At 44.9% G+C, this 13,889-nt stretch carries 14 protein-coding genes; 9 read left to right on the top strand and 5 right to left on the bottom strand.

All coding sequences use genetic code 11. The features are described 5' to 3' along the window. The first annotated feature begins 29 nt into the window (after positions 1 to 29). From CRO25_RS18225 to CRO25_RS18200, 6 genes are all read left to right on the top strand, one after another. Entirely contained in the window at positions 30 to 296 is a 267-nt protein-coding gene (locus tag CRO25_RS18225) for an HPr family phosphocarrier protein (RefSeq protein ID WP_063563877.1), read from the top strand. A gap of 144 nt (positions 297 to 440) precedes the next feature. After that, positions 441 to 689, top strand: coding sequence for a type B 50S ribosomal protein L31 (locus tag CRO25_RS18220; RefSeq protein WP_079695953.1), 249 nt, complete (start codon positions 441 to 443; stop codon positions 687 to 689). A gap of 216 nt (positions 690 to 905) precedes the next feature. Further along, on the top strand, positions 906 to 1,211 hold the full coding sequence (locus CRO25_RS18215) for a Dabb family protein (RefSeq protein WP_063563875.1): 306 nt from the start codon (positions 906 to 908) through the stop codon (positions 1,209 to 1,211). A gap of 157 nt (positions 1,212 to 1,368) precedes the next feature. Continuing rightward, positions 1,369 to 2,130 (top strand): SDR family NAD(P)-dependent oxidoreductase, encoded by a 762-nt coding sequence (locus CRO25_RS18210; protein ID WP_079695952.1) that lies wholly within the window; start codon positions 1,369 to 1,371, stop codon positions 2,128 to 2,130. Between the two features lie 225 nt (positions 2,131 to 2,355). Beyond that, complete coding sequence (poxB, locus tag CRO25_RS18205) at positions 2,356 to 4,083, top strand: ubiquinone-dependent pyruvate dehydrogenase (RefSeq protein ID WP_079695951.1); 1,728 nt, start codon at positions 2,356 to 2,358, stop codon at positions 4,081 to 4,083. Positions 4,084 to 4,421: 338 nt separating this feature from the next. Further along, entirely contained in the window at positions 4,422 to 5,177 is a 756-nt protein-coding gene (locus CRO25_RS18200) for an SDR family NAD(P)-dependent oxidoreductase (RefSeq protein ID WP_063563872.1), read from the top strand. Positions 5,178 to 5,274: 97 nt separating this feature from the next. Here CRO25_RS18200 and CRO25_RS18195 read toward each other — a convergent pair whose 3' ends face one another. The 5 genes from CRO25_RS18195 to CRO25_RS18180 form a co-directional block, all read right to left on the bottom strand. Further along, entirely contained in the window at positions 5,275 to 6,456 is a 1,182-nt protein-coding gene (locus CRO25_RS18195) for an MFS transporter (protein ID WP_079695950.1), read from the bottom strand. A gap of 246 nt (positions 6,457 to 6,702) precedes the next feature. Further along, positions 6,703 to 6,987, bottom strand: a complete 285-nt coding sequence (locus tag CRO25_RS18190; RefSeq protein ID WP_063563870.1) for a helix-turn-helix transcriptional regulator — start codon at positions 6,985 to 6,987, stop codon at positions 6,703 to 6,705. 172 nt (positions 6,988 to 7,159) lie between these two features. Further along, complete coding sequence (locus CRO25_RS33935) at positions 7,160 to 7,276, bottom strand: ribosomal protein L7/L12 (RefSeq protein ID WP_079695949.1); 117 nt, start codon at positions 7,274 to 7,276, stop codon at positions 7,160 to 7,162. A gap of 13 nt (positions 7,277 to 7,289) precedes the next feature. Next, positions 7,290 to 7,505: a hypothetical protein gene (locus CRO25_RS33930; RefSeq protein ID WP_256863679.1), complete on the bottom strand. Its 216-nt coding sequence runs from the start codon at positions 7,503 to 7,505 to the stop codon at positions 7,290 to 7,292. Positions 7,506 to 7,544: 39 nt separating this feature from the next. Continuing rightward, positions 7,545 to 8,735, bottom strand: coding sequence for a cytochrome P450 (locus CRO25_RS18180; protein WP_079695948.1), 1,191 nt, complete (start codon positions 8,733 to 8,735; stop codon positions 7,545 to 7,547). A 482-nt stretch (positions 8,736 to 9,217) separates the two neighbouring features. On the opposite strand from CRO25_RS18180, the gene CRO25_RS18175 reads away from it, so the two are divergent. Genes CRO25_RS18175 through CRO25_RS18165 form a run of 3 tightly spaced genes read left to right on the top strand, consistent with a single transcriptional unit; the run spans position 9,218 to position 13,883 of the window. Continuing rightward, positions 9,218 to 10,318: an AAA family ATPase gene (locus CRO25_RS18175; RefSeq protein WP_079695947.1), complete on the top strand. Its 1,101-nt coding sequence runs from the start codon at positions 9,218 to 9,220 to the stop codon at positions 10,316 to 10,318. Further along, the gene (locus CRO25_RS18170) at positions 10,306 to 12,708 is read left to right on the top strand and encodes a DUF5682 family protein (RefSeq protein WP_079695946.1); all 2,403 of its coding nucleotides are present in this window, start codon (positions 10,306 to 10,308) and stop codon (positions 12,706 to 12,708) included. Before CRO25_RS18175 ends, CRO25_RS18170 begins: the two co-directional genes overlap by 13 nt. 23 nt (positions 12,709 to 12,731) lie before the next feature. After that, positions 12,732 to 13,883, top strand: coding sequence for a VWA domain-containing protein (locus CRO25_RS18165; protein WP_256863702.1), 1,152 nt, complete (start codon positions 12,732 to 12,734; stop codon positions 13,881 to 13,883). The last annotated feature ends 6 nt before the right edge of the window (positions 13,884 to 13,889 follow it).

Below are 13,889 nucleotides of genomic sequence, written 5' to 3'. Positions count from 1 at the left end.
TCAGCATCTAGCGAAAGGAACTGAAGGTTGTGAGAACACATGAATTTATGATTCACTCTGATTTCCACCGAGATGATCTGATGTCTGTATCTTCGCAAGCGTCGCGTTTTGCCTCGGATATTTCATTGTCATTTATGGATGCGAATCATGAGCATCGTGTAGATGTCAAAAGCCTGCTCGGAATGGCGCTTCTCCCCATTCGACATGGCAGTGTGGTGAGATTGCAGACACGGGGAAGAGATGAACTTGAAGCTTTGGAATATATGCTAAATGTGCTGGAGAAGGGCTTAACTTGAACTCTGAAACCTGTGCAAATCATAGTGAATTATAAAATATTTATCGTTTCTTCAATTCCGACTGGTACTTCGTCCAAAAAAAGAGTATAATAAAATTTAGTTCTATTCTAAGAAGTACCCATATTAAAGGAGTGTAAATAGATTATGCCAAAAGCTGATATCCATCCAAAGACACAAACAGTAATTTTCTTCGATGCAAGTGCTGATTACAAATTCCTGAGTTCTTCGACTAAATTCTCGAACGAAACAATGGAATGGGAAGATGGTAAATCTTACCCAGTAATCCGTGTGGACACTAGCTCCGCATCCCACCCATTCTTCACTGGTAAACAAAGAAACGTGGACATCGGTGGTCGTGTTGATAAATTTAACCGTAAATACAACATCAAATAGGTTGTCCAAACCATTACAAGAAAACCTCGGGATTAATCCTGAGGTTTTTTTGTATACATGCCGATAGGTAAACCCATGTAATTCCGACTTAAAAGTAATTCTAATACCCATATATATTCAATTCCTCTAAAATTAATTCAACCAATTATTGCGCTTACAATAGTTTCGGATGTACACTAGGAAACAGAGTCAGACATATTGGAGGAGGAAATAGAGATGAGCAACATCAATCATATGGTAACGTTTACACTTTACGCAGGTAAAGATACACCAGAAGCAGAGGCATTTTTGAAAGAAAGTGCGGATGCACTGGCGAATATTCCCGGTGTAGAGCAATTCCAGGTCCTGCGTCAGGTGAGCGAAAAGAACGAGTTTGATTACAGTTTTTCGATGGTATTCGCCAATCAGGCTGCATATGATGCATATAATGATCACCCGGTTCACCGCAAATATGTAGAGGAACGGTGGGAAAAAGAAGTTAGTCGCTTCCAGGAAATCGATCTCATTCAGCACGGAAATTAATAAAATGATGAGTCTCATTGAACCAAACCGAAAATAGCATGAACTTCGAAAGCGTTTTCCAGTTTGATTAATGATGGTTACATCATTTTAAAATCCTTCTTTCTTCATCGCTAAATTTCGTGATTACACATGTGGCTCAAAGGAGGGGACTGTCCTTATGAAATTGGATCTTACAGGTAAAACGGCACTGGTGACAGGCGCAACCGGTCAATTGGGAAGGGTCATCGCTCGTACGTTGGCAGACTGTGGTGCTGATCTCGCGCTGCATTACATAAATAATGATACGAAGGCTAGAGAACTTCAGGCTGAGATTGAAGCCATCGGTCGAAAAACGGTCATTGTTCAGGGCGATATCACGAAGCAGGATACGGCATTTCGGATGCGGGATGAAATTCAGTCCAGCCTCGGCGATGTCGATATCGTTGTTGCCAATGCAGTCATCCAATATGCCTGGACAACGGTGCTGGAACAATCGCCGGATGATTATATAAGCCAGTTCGAATCATGTGTGATGCAGAGTGTGTATCTTGCCAAAGCATTCATCCCATATATGAAAGAAGCCAGAGCTGGTCGATTCATTGGTATCAATACGGAATGTGCGATGCAAAATTTTGCTACTCAATCTGCATATACAGCAGGAAAACGCGGCATGGACGGTTTGTACCGTGTGTTGGCGAAAGAGGTAGGCGAATATCAGATTACGGTCAACCAGGTTGCACCTGGATGGATGATCAGTGAGCGCGATCGCAACAACGAGTCGGGACATGATGAGGGTTATATTCAAACTGTTCCGTTGAAACGTAGGGGAGAAGATCAGGAAATTGCCAATGCCGTAGCATTTCTGGCATCCGACCTGTCCTCTTTTATTACAGGAGCTTATATCCCAGTCAGTGGAGGCAACGTGATGCCTGCCATTTAATATTGATTTATGGATGTGAATGAATTACTAAATATGCAATGAACCGCTTTTTAAACCATAACAACCCATGATCCGCTTGTCAGTCCATGACAAGCGGATTTTTGTATATATCCATAAATACATATGATTTTGTTTCTAATTTCAAAAGATTGGGGTAAAAGAATAGGTAGTTTAACGCTGTGGAAACATAACTCAAAATAAGCGAATAAAGGAGACCGACCTGTCATGAAAAAAACAATTGCAGACGTTCTGGTCGAAGCACTATTGAACGCAGGCGTCAAACGCATCTATGGTATCGTTGGAGACTCCTTGAATGCGGTACTCGATTCCATCCGTCGTTCGGGTAAAATTGAATGGATTCATGTCCGCCATGAGGAAGTTGCTGCTTTTGCGGCCGGGGCAGATGCCCAAGTGAGCGGAAGTATCGCCGTATGTGCAGGCAGTAGCGGACCGGGAAACATGCACTTGATTAACGGTCTGTATGACTGTCATCGGAACCGTGTACCGGTACTTGCCATCGCTGCTCATATTCCGAGTGATGAGATCGGGAGTGAGTATTTTCAGGCGACTCATCCAGAGTATTTGTTTCAGGAATGCAGTCATTATTGTGAAGTCATCACAACAGCCAAACAGATGCCGCGTTCCTTTACGATGGCAATGCAGACCGCAGTAGCGCGTTCAGGCGTTTCCGTCATTATACTGCCGGGTGATGTAGCGGCTTTGGAAGCGGCTGACCTGCCTGTGCCGGAGCATGTATATCATGCGACACAGCCTGTTGTACACCCTTCCGAACCTGAACTGCGGAAACTGGCGGAATTCCTGAATCAAGGCAAAAAAATTACGTTGCTGTGTGGTGCAGGCTGCGCCGGTGCGCGTGAACCTCTGATGCAGCTCTGTGATCGCTTGAAATCCCCTATGGTTATTGCTTTGCGAGGCAAGGAATACCTGGAATACGATAACCCGTATTCGGTGGGCCTCACAGGATTAATCGGATATTCCTCCGGTTATCATGCCATGATGGACTGTGATGTGCTCCTGATGCTGGGAACCGATTTTCCGTACCGTCAATTCTTCCCGGACGAGGCGATAGTACTTCAAGTGGATATTCAGTCTTCACACCTTGGCCGCCGTACAAAGCTCGATTATGGAGTGTGCGGAGACATAAAGGCAACCATTGAAACATTATTACCTTATCTGACGGAAGAGCATAGCGACAAACATTTGCATAAAAGTGTGGAACGTTACGAGAAAGTGCGTAAAGAATTGGATGAGCTTGCCGTAGGTAAACCTGGAAAAACACCAATTCATCCACAGTATCTAACCAAGGTTATCAGCGATGCTGCAGCTGAAAATGCGATCTTCACCTGCGATGTAGGTACACCTACGGTATGGGCGGCTCGCTATATTGAAATGAGCCGTAATCGTCGATTGTTAGGTTCATTCAGTCATGGCACTATGGCGAATGCTCTTCCACAGGCAATTGGAGCACAGGTGTCTGATCCGGGAAGACAAGTGATTTCTTTGTCCGGTGATGGCGGCATTGCCATGCTGATGGGTGACCTTCTGACGCTTAAACAGCATAATCTCCCGATTAAAGTTGTCGTGTTTAACAACGGTGCACTCAGTTTTGTTGAACTGGAGATGAAAGCTGCCGGATTGCTTGAATCCGGAACCGAGCTCGTAAATCCCAACTTTGCCATGGTAGCTCAAGCGATGGGTCTCGAGGGGATACGGGTTGAAGATCCGGCTGATCTGGAAGAGGCTGTAGAGCGTGCATTGCAGCATGATGGCCCTGTTCTGATTGATGTTGTGGTGAACCGTCAGGAGCTGTCCCTGCCTCCGAAGATTAATATAAAACAGGCCGAAGGCTTCACCTTATGGATGATGAAGGCGGTGCTGAATGGGCGTGGCGATGAGCTGATTGAGCTGGCCAAAACCAATTTGCTAAGATAAGTATTAGGTTTTCCTTAGCATTATCGCAACATGTTCAACCGTCGATCTGACAATGTAAATGCATGAAATTAAACTGTACATCTCACCAAAAAGAAGGGGAACGTTACACGCTTTTATTAAGGAATTCCCCTTCTTGAGATGTCTACTATGTGATAGATATTATAGTATGCACTCATATTATATGATTTGTTTTTAAATTGTAACTCCTTTAAAATAGGTAAAGTCAGGCAGGATTCAAGGCTTTTCACCCTACATATGTTGCATTCCGATGCAAGACCGCTTCATATCGAATTAACCGATCCGATGACAGATGACGAACACACATGGAGGAGATCCAAATGAGTCACAAAGGAAAAGTAGCAATTATCACTGGAGCAGGAAGTGGATTGGGCCAAGCGACTGCACTGAAGCTGGCAGAGAAGGGCGCATCTATTGTGGTCGTTGATCTCGTGGCAGAGACGGGTCAGGAAACTGTAAAACAGATTGAGAAGCTGGGCGGTAAAGCCATTTTTGTACAAACGGATGTAAGCAAGGCGAACGAGGTAGAGAATTATGTTAACAAAACGATCGAGGAATTCGGCCGAATCGACATGTTCTTCAATAATGCCGGGATCGCTGGTCCTGGTATCAAACTAATTGAGCATACTATCGAGCAGTTTGACCAAATCATTGATATTAACCTGAGAAGTGTATTTTACGGATTGAAGTATGTGATTACCGAAATGCTCAAAACTGGTGGTGGTTCCATCGTCAATACGGCATCTACAGCAGGTATTGTGGGTGTTCAAGCAGTTGCACCATATGCAGCGACGAAGCATGGCGTAGTTGGACTAACACGTACAGCGGCCATTGAGTATGGTAAAGAAAACATTCGCGTGAATGCCATTGCCCCAGGTACGATTGAAACTCCAATGGTGGTTCAGTTTGGTAAGGATAATCCTGAAGTATTCAAAGCGACCCTTGACAGCATTCCGTCCGGTCGTCTCGGTAAGCCTGAAGAGATTGCCAATCTGGTATCCTTCCTGCTAGGAGACGAAGCTCCGTATATTAATGGCGCTGTTTATCCGATTGATGGTGCTGTAACTGCACAATAAGTCTTCAATTAGACTGAATAAGAAAGAGAGGCAACTGTAATGTTACAGCGCCTCTCTTTTTGCGTGTTATCATTTTTATTCTTAAACTTAAGCTCAATCATGCCACATTGGAAGATTTGCTCTGTGCTGTTGTGGCCATTGCCGGACGATAGGCAAGAATGATGATGATCATTGCAATTAGCACTCCTGCAGCTCCAATCCAGGTGATGGATGACAATGATACTGAGCTGACGGCGATTCCCCCAATACCTGCACCAGCAGCCATGGCTAGTTGCATAACTGAACTGTTCAGACTTAACATAATCCCGGACGATTCTGGAGCCATTGTAACCAGATTATATTGCTGTGTTGGGCCGGAAGACCAGGCGGAGAAGGACCATAGAATCAACACAATGAAGATGGCCACACCTGAATGAGCCGTGATGTTCAGCATCAGCATACTTACGACATGCAAGGCCATTCCCAGGATAAGTGTTCGCTTTACTCCCATACGATCGGCGCTGTATCCTCCAGATTTGGAACCAATCAGACTTGCGATTCCAAAAGCCAGCAAAGCGGAACTTAACAACGTTTCGCACATGCCTGCAACAGATACCAAGTAGGGTGAAATGTAGGTATACGCAATAGAATAGCCTCCTAACCAGAAAAAGCTGACAAGTAGCGCAAATCCAATACGAGGTTGTTTGAGGAGCGCTATTTGTTTTTTCAAAGGAACGGGTGCTTCGCCTTCAGATGGCGGGATCGTAGATGCAATAACAATCATGGAAATCACACCCAAAATCGCGATACCTGCAAAAATAAGTTTCCAATCCCAAGCTGCAGCAACCATTCTTCCCAATGGAACTCCCACGATCAGGGATGCGGTAAACCCCGTAATGACCGTTGCGATAGAGCTGGCCTGTTTGCCTGAGGGCGCTATTTTGGCAGCGACTGTCAAGGCTGTTACAACGACGACTCCGGCTCCCAGCGCCATGAGGACACGTGCAGCGATAAAGAGTCCATATCCAGGTAACAGGTAGGCCAAGACATTACCAACGACAAAAAGTCCCAGAAAGTAGAGCAGCAGCTTTCGTCGATCCATGCGGGATGTTAAAGCGATAATGATGGGCGTACCGAGTGCATAAATGAGCGAAAAGATTGTGATCAGCTGTCCCGCAGCAATCAACGATATATTCATGGTGTCCGAGATCCGATCTAGAATGCCTGCAATGACATATTCGGAGGTCCCTACAAGAAAGCTGACCAAGGCTAGGACATAGATTTTCCATGTGTTAGACATGAGTATATAACCTCTTTCTGATTATAATTATTATATTTTTAGAAATATAGAAATAAAGACGAGAGAACAGGATTAAGAAAAAACTAATCTACCAATGAGGCAAAGCGAGTACTTAATCTATCAAATGTACCGGGTGTTAAGGCAAAAGGGTATTTATACGACTACGATGAGGCTCAGCGGACCAGGTAGCATTACCAATATAATGATTTTATATTTCTAGTATTATGGAAATATAAAACAAAAATTTTACTTCTCCAACAGATATGGAACGAATCTCTGTACAGTGTCCGTATTCAGACTGTAGTAAATATACGTACCTTTCTTTTGTGAGGTCAACAAACCACAATCGGAAAGTTGTTTCAGGTGATGAGATAAAGTGGAGAGCGCTACAGTTACAAGCCGATTCTCTAAATCAGCTGGGCACAGGTTACTTTCACCCGAAAGGATCTGAATGATTTTATATCGCGTTTGTTCTCCAAGAGCTTTGTGAATTTTCACAGCCTGTTCAGTATCAATCGGATTGGATTGCATCAAAATCGGTCCTTTCGTCTTTATTTCTTATTTCTATAAATATTGAAATAACTTTATCATGTCTTTTGAAAAAAGTAAACTCCCCGCGAAGATCGTTGTTTCCAGTTGAACATGAATCAACTGAAAGCAAAAACCTTTGCGGGGAGTTGGGAAGCCCATCTAAACTCACTTATTACAGGCGTTCAAGAGACTCAACATAATCTTTGGCATCTTTCAATGACAGGTTTCTCGCCTCACGAGCCTTTTTGATTGCAATTATTTTCTTGCCCTGTTGTGCAAGTGCCTGCAATTCTTTATCAAGTTCAAGTCAGGTCAGCCTGTGCCGGTGGAAGTGGAGATACGTTCATTGCAGAATCGTTATAACTGAGAGGGGAGTGTGCGGTACTGCCTGAACCATTCTCCAGACGTTCAACATCCCTTTTCAATTCATTCAACTGGGTCTGCAAGCTGATGACGCGAACTAATAAGATAAGAATAAGAAATAAAAAAACGACTAAAACAATGGTGTTTATTTCCATGCAGTCAGGTGCCTCGCTTTCCTTGCTTCAAATACATATCTATTTAAGCTTTACCGGAATTTCCTTAACGCCTCGAACTATCATGCCGGGTCTCCATTCAAGTTCATTAACATCCGTCTGCAGCTGCATATCAGGAAAGCGGCGAAGCAGCGTATTAATGGCAATCTCGCCTTCCAGTCGCGCGAGAGGGGCTCCCAGACAGAGATGAATGCCTTTGCCAAAGGCCAAATGTGCGCTCTTCTCGCGAGTGATATCAAAAACATCGGCATCCTTAAATTTCGCTTCATCCCGATTGGCTGAATCCAGCGCTACAATAACAATTTCGCCTTCAGCGATGTGATGTCCATGAAATTCAATGTCCTCGGATGCCCAGCGGGATGTGCTGAACTCAACCGGTCCGTTATAACGCAGCATTTCTTCTACGGCGTTATGGATTAATTCAGGTTGCTTGATCAACAGGTCGCGTTGCTCCGGGTGCTCCAATAGAGCAAGTACACCATTACCGATCAGGTTAACGGTTGTTTCGTGTCCGGCGATGATCAGCAGAGCAACTACACCCAGCAGTTCCTTTTCAGTGAGTTGTTCTCCAGATTCTTCTGCTACAACGAGCTGGCTGATCAGATCGTCACCCGGCTGCTCGCGTACTTTGGCAAACCAAGCATTCAGGTAATCAATGAATTCCTTGGCATGCTTCTCAAACACTTCGGAATGCTCCGCACTTGTCGCATCGATGATGGAATTGGACCATAGACGGAATTTGTCCTGATCTTCAAGAGGTACACCCAGGATCTCGCTGATGACAATGATCGGTAATGGAAATGCAAACTCATCAATCAGATTCATCTTATCCTGGGAATTGAGATTATCCAGGAGATCGTCAGCAATATCTTGAATATGGCTTCTCATGCCCTCAATCAATCTGGGAGTAAAAGCCTTCTGTACGAGTCCACGTAACCGGCGATGATCAGGTGGATCGGAAAAAAGCATGTTATGCACGAATATATTTTGTTGATCGGGTCCATAACGTTTGACTACGTCCTTACTGAAACGGTTGTCTTTCAACACTTCCACTGCATCCTCATAGCGGCTAATAATCCAACCGAAATCACCATGAGGGAACAGGACTCTGTAAATGGGATCATTCTGTCTCAACTTTTCATATACGGGGTAAGGGTTCTGTGTAAATTCTCGGGTGAAGAACTCAGGCTGTGAAGTTTCATTAGTACTCAAATGGTTAATCTCCTCTCATCAAAAGCTCGTAATGTTACGAATCTTATCTGAGGGATTATATGTTAAGGCAAGTAGCTTCATACGAAAAGCCTGCATCACTATATATTCAATATTGGAACGATTGAAACCATGTTTTTGACTAAGAGATATGGTATGAAAAGCTTCATATTATACATACTTAAGCTGCTTGAACCATATTACGGAGCGTTTAATGAACTATAGGGACGTATGGCCTATAATATGAAGTTTTCTACTACAACAACGTGGATTCAACTTAGTTTTGAATGCAGTCGCCATAATGCAGCGATATAAGTAATTCACAATTATGCTACGAACTATGTCCATTGGCTCAGGAAGAATGCCGATAAGAAGGACGTTTCAACCATTTTTGGCGTTTTCTACGTTCGTTCAAAGGCTGCTGTGATAAGATAAAGCTTAATAAGAACATACGATCTGTTTATGCGAGAGGAGAAACCTTGACGATGGAGATGCTTAAGCCGCCCGCCGAGACACTATATGAGACAGAATTAAGGGCACTGCGAGAAGAAGATACGGGAAAACGCCCTCCAAACTGGCTGTTGTCCCCTACATATGTGCGTGATTTTATTATTGGCAGGGATAAGCCAGCCATATTGGATGGAGAAGAGATCACGATTACGAGAAAATTTTATGGCAACGATGTGCTCATTGAACGTGCAGTAGTGACACTGGCAGGCAATCGTGGCTTGATGCTGGTAGGGGAGCCTGGGACAGCCAAGACTATGCTCAGTGAATTGCTAACCGCAGCCATTTCAGGTACCAGCCTAAACACAATTCAGGGTACGGCAGGTACAACCGAAGACATGATTAAATATTCCTGGAATTATGCCATGCTGCTGGATAAAGGCCCGTCCGAAGCTGCACTTGTACCCTCGCCTTTGTATAACGGAATGAAGAAAGGAATTCTTACTCGTTTTGAGGAGATTACACGTTGCCCCGCTGAAGCACAGGACAGCCTGATCAGTATTCTGAGTGACAAGGTAATGAGTATACCTGAGCTGGATGGTGGTGTGCTGTTTGCCAAACCAGGGTTTAACGTGATTGCTACGGCGAACATTCGCGATAAAGGTGTCAATGAAATGAGTGGTGCGCTGAAGCGCCGTTTCAATTTTGAGACGATCAAACCGATCAGCAGTGTGAAAATGGAAGCCAAGATTATTGAATCCCAGGCGCGAAGCCTATTATTACATAGCGGAATAGACACCGAGATTAATTCGGATGTGGTTGAATTGCTGGCCACGACATTTATGGAGCTTCGCACAGGAACGACGCGGGAAGGTTACAAGTTGGATACGCCCCAAGCGTCCATGAGTACGGCTGAAGCCGTATCTGTTTATGTACAGAGTGCAATGACTTCCTATTATTACGAAGACAAGGGAATCGCATTGGATCGGCTGGTGCAAAACATGTTGGGGACGATAGCGAAAGAAAGCGACAAGGATCTGTCCATCCTCAAAACCTACTTCTCTAAGGTCGTGAAGGAGCGGTCCAGAGAAGAGGGAATTTGGAAGGATTACTACGAGGAAAAGAAATGGATCGGTTAAGAGGAAAAGCGGATCTGGATGTTGCCCAGTTAAAGACGCTATTTGAGTCCCAGGTGTATAACCTGAACAACGGAACGCTTTATTTTCCCATACGCCATCATAGTCCAGCCTGTTCCTATCATTTGCTGCGATTGATTGAAGAATACAAGCCGGGCATCATTCTTATCGAAGGACCTGAGAGCGGCAATCCATTACTTCAAGTTCTGGCTGATGAGGCGACCATACCTCCTGTTAGTCTTTACTACACCTATGAGAGTGAAGAGGAGAGAGCGGCCTGTTATTATCCGATGCTTCGTTACTCTCCTGAATATGTAGCGCTCAAAGAAGCAGCTCGGCTGAGCATCCCTGCAACTTTTATTGACCTGGATTATCATCATTTCTCTAAGCCCAACAAGGCAGAACAGCGGGAGATATCCATTCAAGACGAGACTTTGCTCGCAGGGTCTGAGTTTATCCACCGTTTATGTCAGAAAACAAACTGCCGAAGTTTCGATGAATTGTGGGAGAACGTATTTGAGATTGGTGGTCTGGAGAAGTCAACACAGGCATTTGTACAGGATGTATTCACGTACTGTACCTTATCCCGGATGTGTTATTCAGCGGAGCGCTTGCACAGTACAGGTGATTTGGCAAGAGAAGCTCATATGAGAAGTCGTATTAAACAGGCTGGGCAAGAGCATGAACGTGTGCTTGTTATCACTGGCGGATTTCATACGTATGGACTGCTGATACCCGAGAATCATGGGACGGACTCAGAAGAGATGACGTTGCAAAAGCATGCGAAGACTCAGAATTCGGTGCATCAGCAGATGTATCCCATGGTCTACACGTTTGCCGAAGCGGATGGGCTGAATGGGTATGCAAGCGGTATGCCTTACGTGAATTACTACGAACAGATCTGGACCCAGCTGCTCCGGCAAAAGAGCTCCGTGTATAATTTGACCGCTTTGGATTTGTTATCACGACTAACCCGCAAGCTGAGGGAAGGACATGAACATGTATCAACCAGCGATGCTATTGAGGCGTACAGTATGGTTCAGGGCCTCGCAGGACTGAGAGGAAAAAGGGAAGGCGGAGTCTATGAGCTGATGGATGCAACACTTTCTTCCTTTGTTAAGGGTGAACTTACGTTAGCTTCAGACAAACCTCTGCAAGAACTACACAGATTGCTAACCGGAGATGTCATCGGAAAAGTGGCTCCCAACCCATTCAGTATTCCGATCGTTGAGGATTTCAAAGAACGTTGTACAGAATCAAAACTTCAAATTCGTACTACAGGCCAACATAAGAAAATACTTGATTTATATGCCAAACCAGATCATCGTCGGCAAAGTCAATTGTTTCAATGTGTGGTCTATCTCGTTCCGGATTTCGCGAAGCGACAATCGGGCCCGGATTGGATTGCACAGCGCGACATGAACCTTGTTCGGGAGACGTGGGTATATACCTATTCATCCAGAATTGAGGCTCGATTAATCGAAAACTCGCTCTATGGAGGCACAATTCGGGAAGCCGCTACGCGCAAGATGGAAGAGGAAATGCAGGGAATACCGGATCATCACAGCGGTGACCTCGCCAAATCCATGCTTCAGGCTCTGCTCATGGGCCTGCAGGATACCGCAATGAAGCTGTATGAACAAGTGAAGTCAGCGCTCCGAAAGGATGGAAATTTCTTGTCGTTGTGCGGAAGTCTGCATATTTTGAATCGAATTCAGCAGCATCGCAGACTTCTTGGGTTGTCTGAGGAACAGCAGCTCCTTAATCTCGTGTCCGAAGCCTATAACAATGCCGTGGACAAACTGATGCAGCTCTCAAGAACGAATCCGGATGAACATGAAGCGATTGTCCAGGGACTGAAGCTGCTTGCCATGCTGGCGGAATCGTCCGAAGAGCATTTTCGAGGTGAACCATTCAGGGCACACTTGGATGAACTTCTGTCAGACAGCCAGCTTCCGGCACAGCTGGAGGGGGTATGTATTGCCATATCTTCAGGACTTGGGGACAGGCTTAGAGAAGAGATCGTGGATCGAGCACGTGCATATATCCGGGGATCGCAGGAACAGACTCGCCAGACTGCACTTTATCTACAAGGCGTGTTCTCTGTAGCACGGGACGCTTTTTTGTATGAAGATCAGCTTTTATCGGAGTTGAACTATATGATTGAGCAGCTTGATTATGAAGAGTTTATTCGCATGATCCCTGAGCTTCGCTTGGCGTTTACTTACTTTACCCCCATGGAGACAGGCCTGATTGCGGATCGGGTTGCGAGCTTGCATCAGGTAGAGAACGAAGAGATGTCATGGCCTTCCGTTGACGAGCGTTTGCTGATCCAGACGAAAACATGGGATGAAGCCCTTCGGAAGGAGTTTGACGCATGGAAGCTGATCTGAATAAGCCCAATACAACCAAGGAAATGGTGAAAGACAATGCAGAGCTGAACCGGGCAGAAACCTTAAACCGTTGGCGCCTTATTCTAGGTGAATCCTCCGAAGAAGGACTGTCCAATGCAGATGACTACTCCCCTGATGATTTTAAATATACCGAAGTCGATGAGATTCTCGGATATTTGTATAATCGCGAATACGGTGAAGAGCAGGGTTACAGAAAAGGAGGAGGAAGGGGCCCCTCGGATCTAACCGTTCCCAAATGGTTGCATAAGGTCAGGGAACTGTTCCCGAAATCAACGGTAGAAATTCTGGAGAAACAGGCGCTTGACCGTTATGGCCTAACGGAATTGTTAACGGACAAAAAGCTGCTGGAATCCCTCGAACCCAATATGAACCTACTCAAGAACATTATGCAATTTAAAGGACGAATGAAAGGCGACGTATTAAAGAGCGCCAAGGAAATCGTACGAGTCGTGGTTGAAGAGCTGCGACGCAAACTGGAATCTCAGACCAGAGCAAGCATTATGGGGAAACGCAGCCGTTATGCATCCAGTTCGGTGCGTTCCTTGCGCAATTTGAATTTCAAGCAGACGATTACCAAGAACTTGAAGAACTATGATAAAAACAATCGAAGATTTGTAATTGATCGTCTATATTTTGACGGGAATATCCAGTCTCACAACAAGTGGGACATCATCATTGGTGTGGATGAGAGCGGAAGCATGTTGGATTCAGTGATATACAGTTCGGTGATGGCCAGCATTTTCTATCGCCTGAATGCACTGCGAACGAAATTGTTCATTTTTGACACACAGGTTGTCGATTTGAGTGACAGGCTGGAAGATCCGGTAGATGTGCTTATGAATGTGCAGCTTGGCGGGGGAACGCATATTACCAAGGCACTCCGTTATGGTGAAACGTTAATCGAAAATCCTGGGAAAACGATATACATTCTCGTTAGTGATTTAGAGGAAGGTTACCCGATCCAGCACATGTATAAAGCATGTAAGGATATTCTGGATACGGGCTGCAAATTGCTTGTGCTGACCGCACTCGATTTTAACGGAGATACCGTGTACAACAAACATGCTGCGCAGACGTTATCCAATATGGGTGCACATGTAGCTGCGATTACGCCCAATGAATTGGCAGACTGGATTGGCGAAATTATTACTTAATGGTTA

Source organism: Paenibacillus sp. RU5M, from assembly GCF_900221055.1.
Taxonomy (GTDB): Bacteria; Bacillota; Bacilli; order Paenibacillales; family Paenibacillaceae; genus Paenibacillus; species Paenibacillus marchantiae.
This window is presented reverse-complemented; position numbering and strand designations above follow the sequence as displayed.

Excerpts from the sequence above, each read along its gene's own strand:
- CRO25_RS18220 (WP_079695953.1), top strand. The coding sequence starts at position 441 with ATGCCAAAAGCTGATATCCATCCAAAGACACAAACAGTAATTTTCTTC.
- CRO25_RS18215 (WP_063563875.1), top strand. The coding sequence starts at position 906 with ATGAGCAACATCAATCATATGGTAACGTTTACACTTTACGCAGGTAAA.
- CRO25_RS18210 (WP_079695952.1), top strand. The coding sequence starts at position 1,369 with ATGAAATTGGATCTTACAGGTAAAACGGCACTGGTGACAGGCGCAACC.
- poxB (WP_079695951.1), top strand. The coding sequence starts at position 2,356 with ATGAAAAAAACAATTGCAGACGTTCTGGTCGAAGCACTATTGAACGCA.
- CRO25_RS18200 (WP_063563872.1), top strand. The coding sequence starts at position 4,422 with ATGAGTCACAAAGGAAAAGTAGCAATTATCACTGGAGCAGGAAGTGGA.
- CRO25_RS18195 (WP_079695950.1), bottom strand. The coding sequence starts at position 6,456 with ATGTCTAACACATGGAAAATCTATGTCCTAGCCTTGGTCAGCTTTCTT.
- CRO25_RS18190 (WP_063563870.1), bottom strand. The coding sequence starts at position 6,987 with ATGCAATCCAATCCGATTGATACTGAACAGGCTGTGAAAATTCACAAA.
- CRO25_RS33930 (WP_256863679.1), bottom strand. The coding sequence starts at position 7,505 with ATGGAAATAAACACCATTGTTTTAGTCGTTTTTTTATTTCTTATTCTT.
- CRO25_RS18175 (WP_079695947.1), top strand. The coding sequence starts at position 9,218 with ATGGAGATGCTTAAGCCGCCCGCCGAGACACTATATGAGACAGAATTA.
- CRO25_RS18170 (WP_079695946.1), top strand. The coding sequence starts at position 10,306 with ATGGATCGGTTAAGAGGAAAAGCGGATCTGGATGTTGCCCAGTTAAAG.
- CRO25_RS18165 (WP_256863702.1), top strand. The coding sequence starts at position 12,732 with ATGGTGAAAGACAATGCAGAGCTGAACCGGGCAGAAACCTTAAACCGT.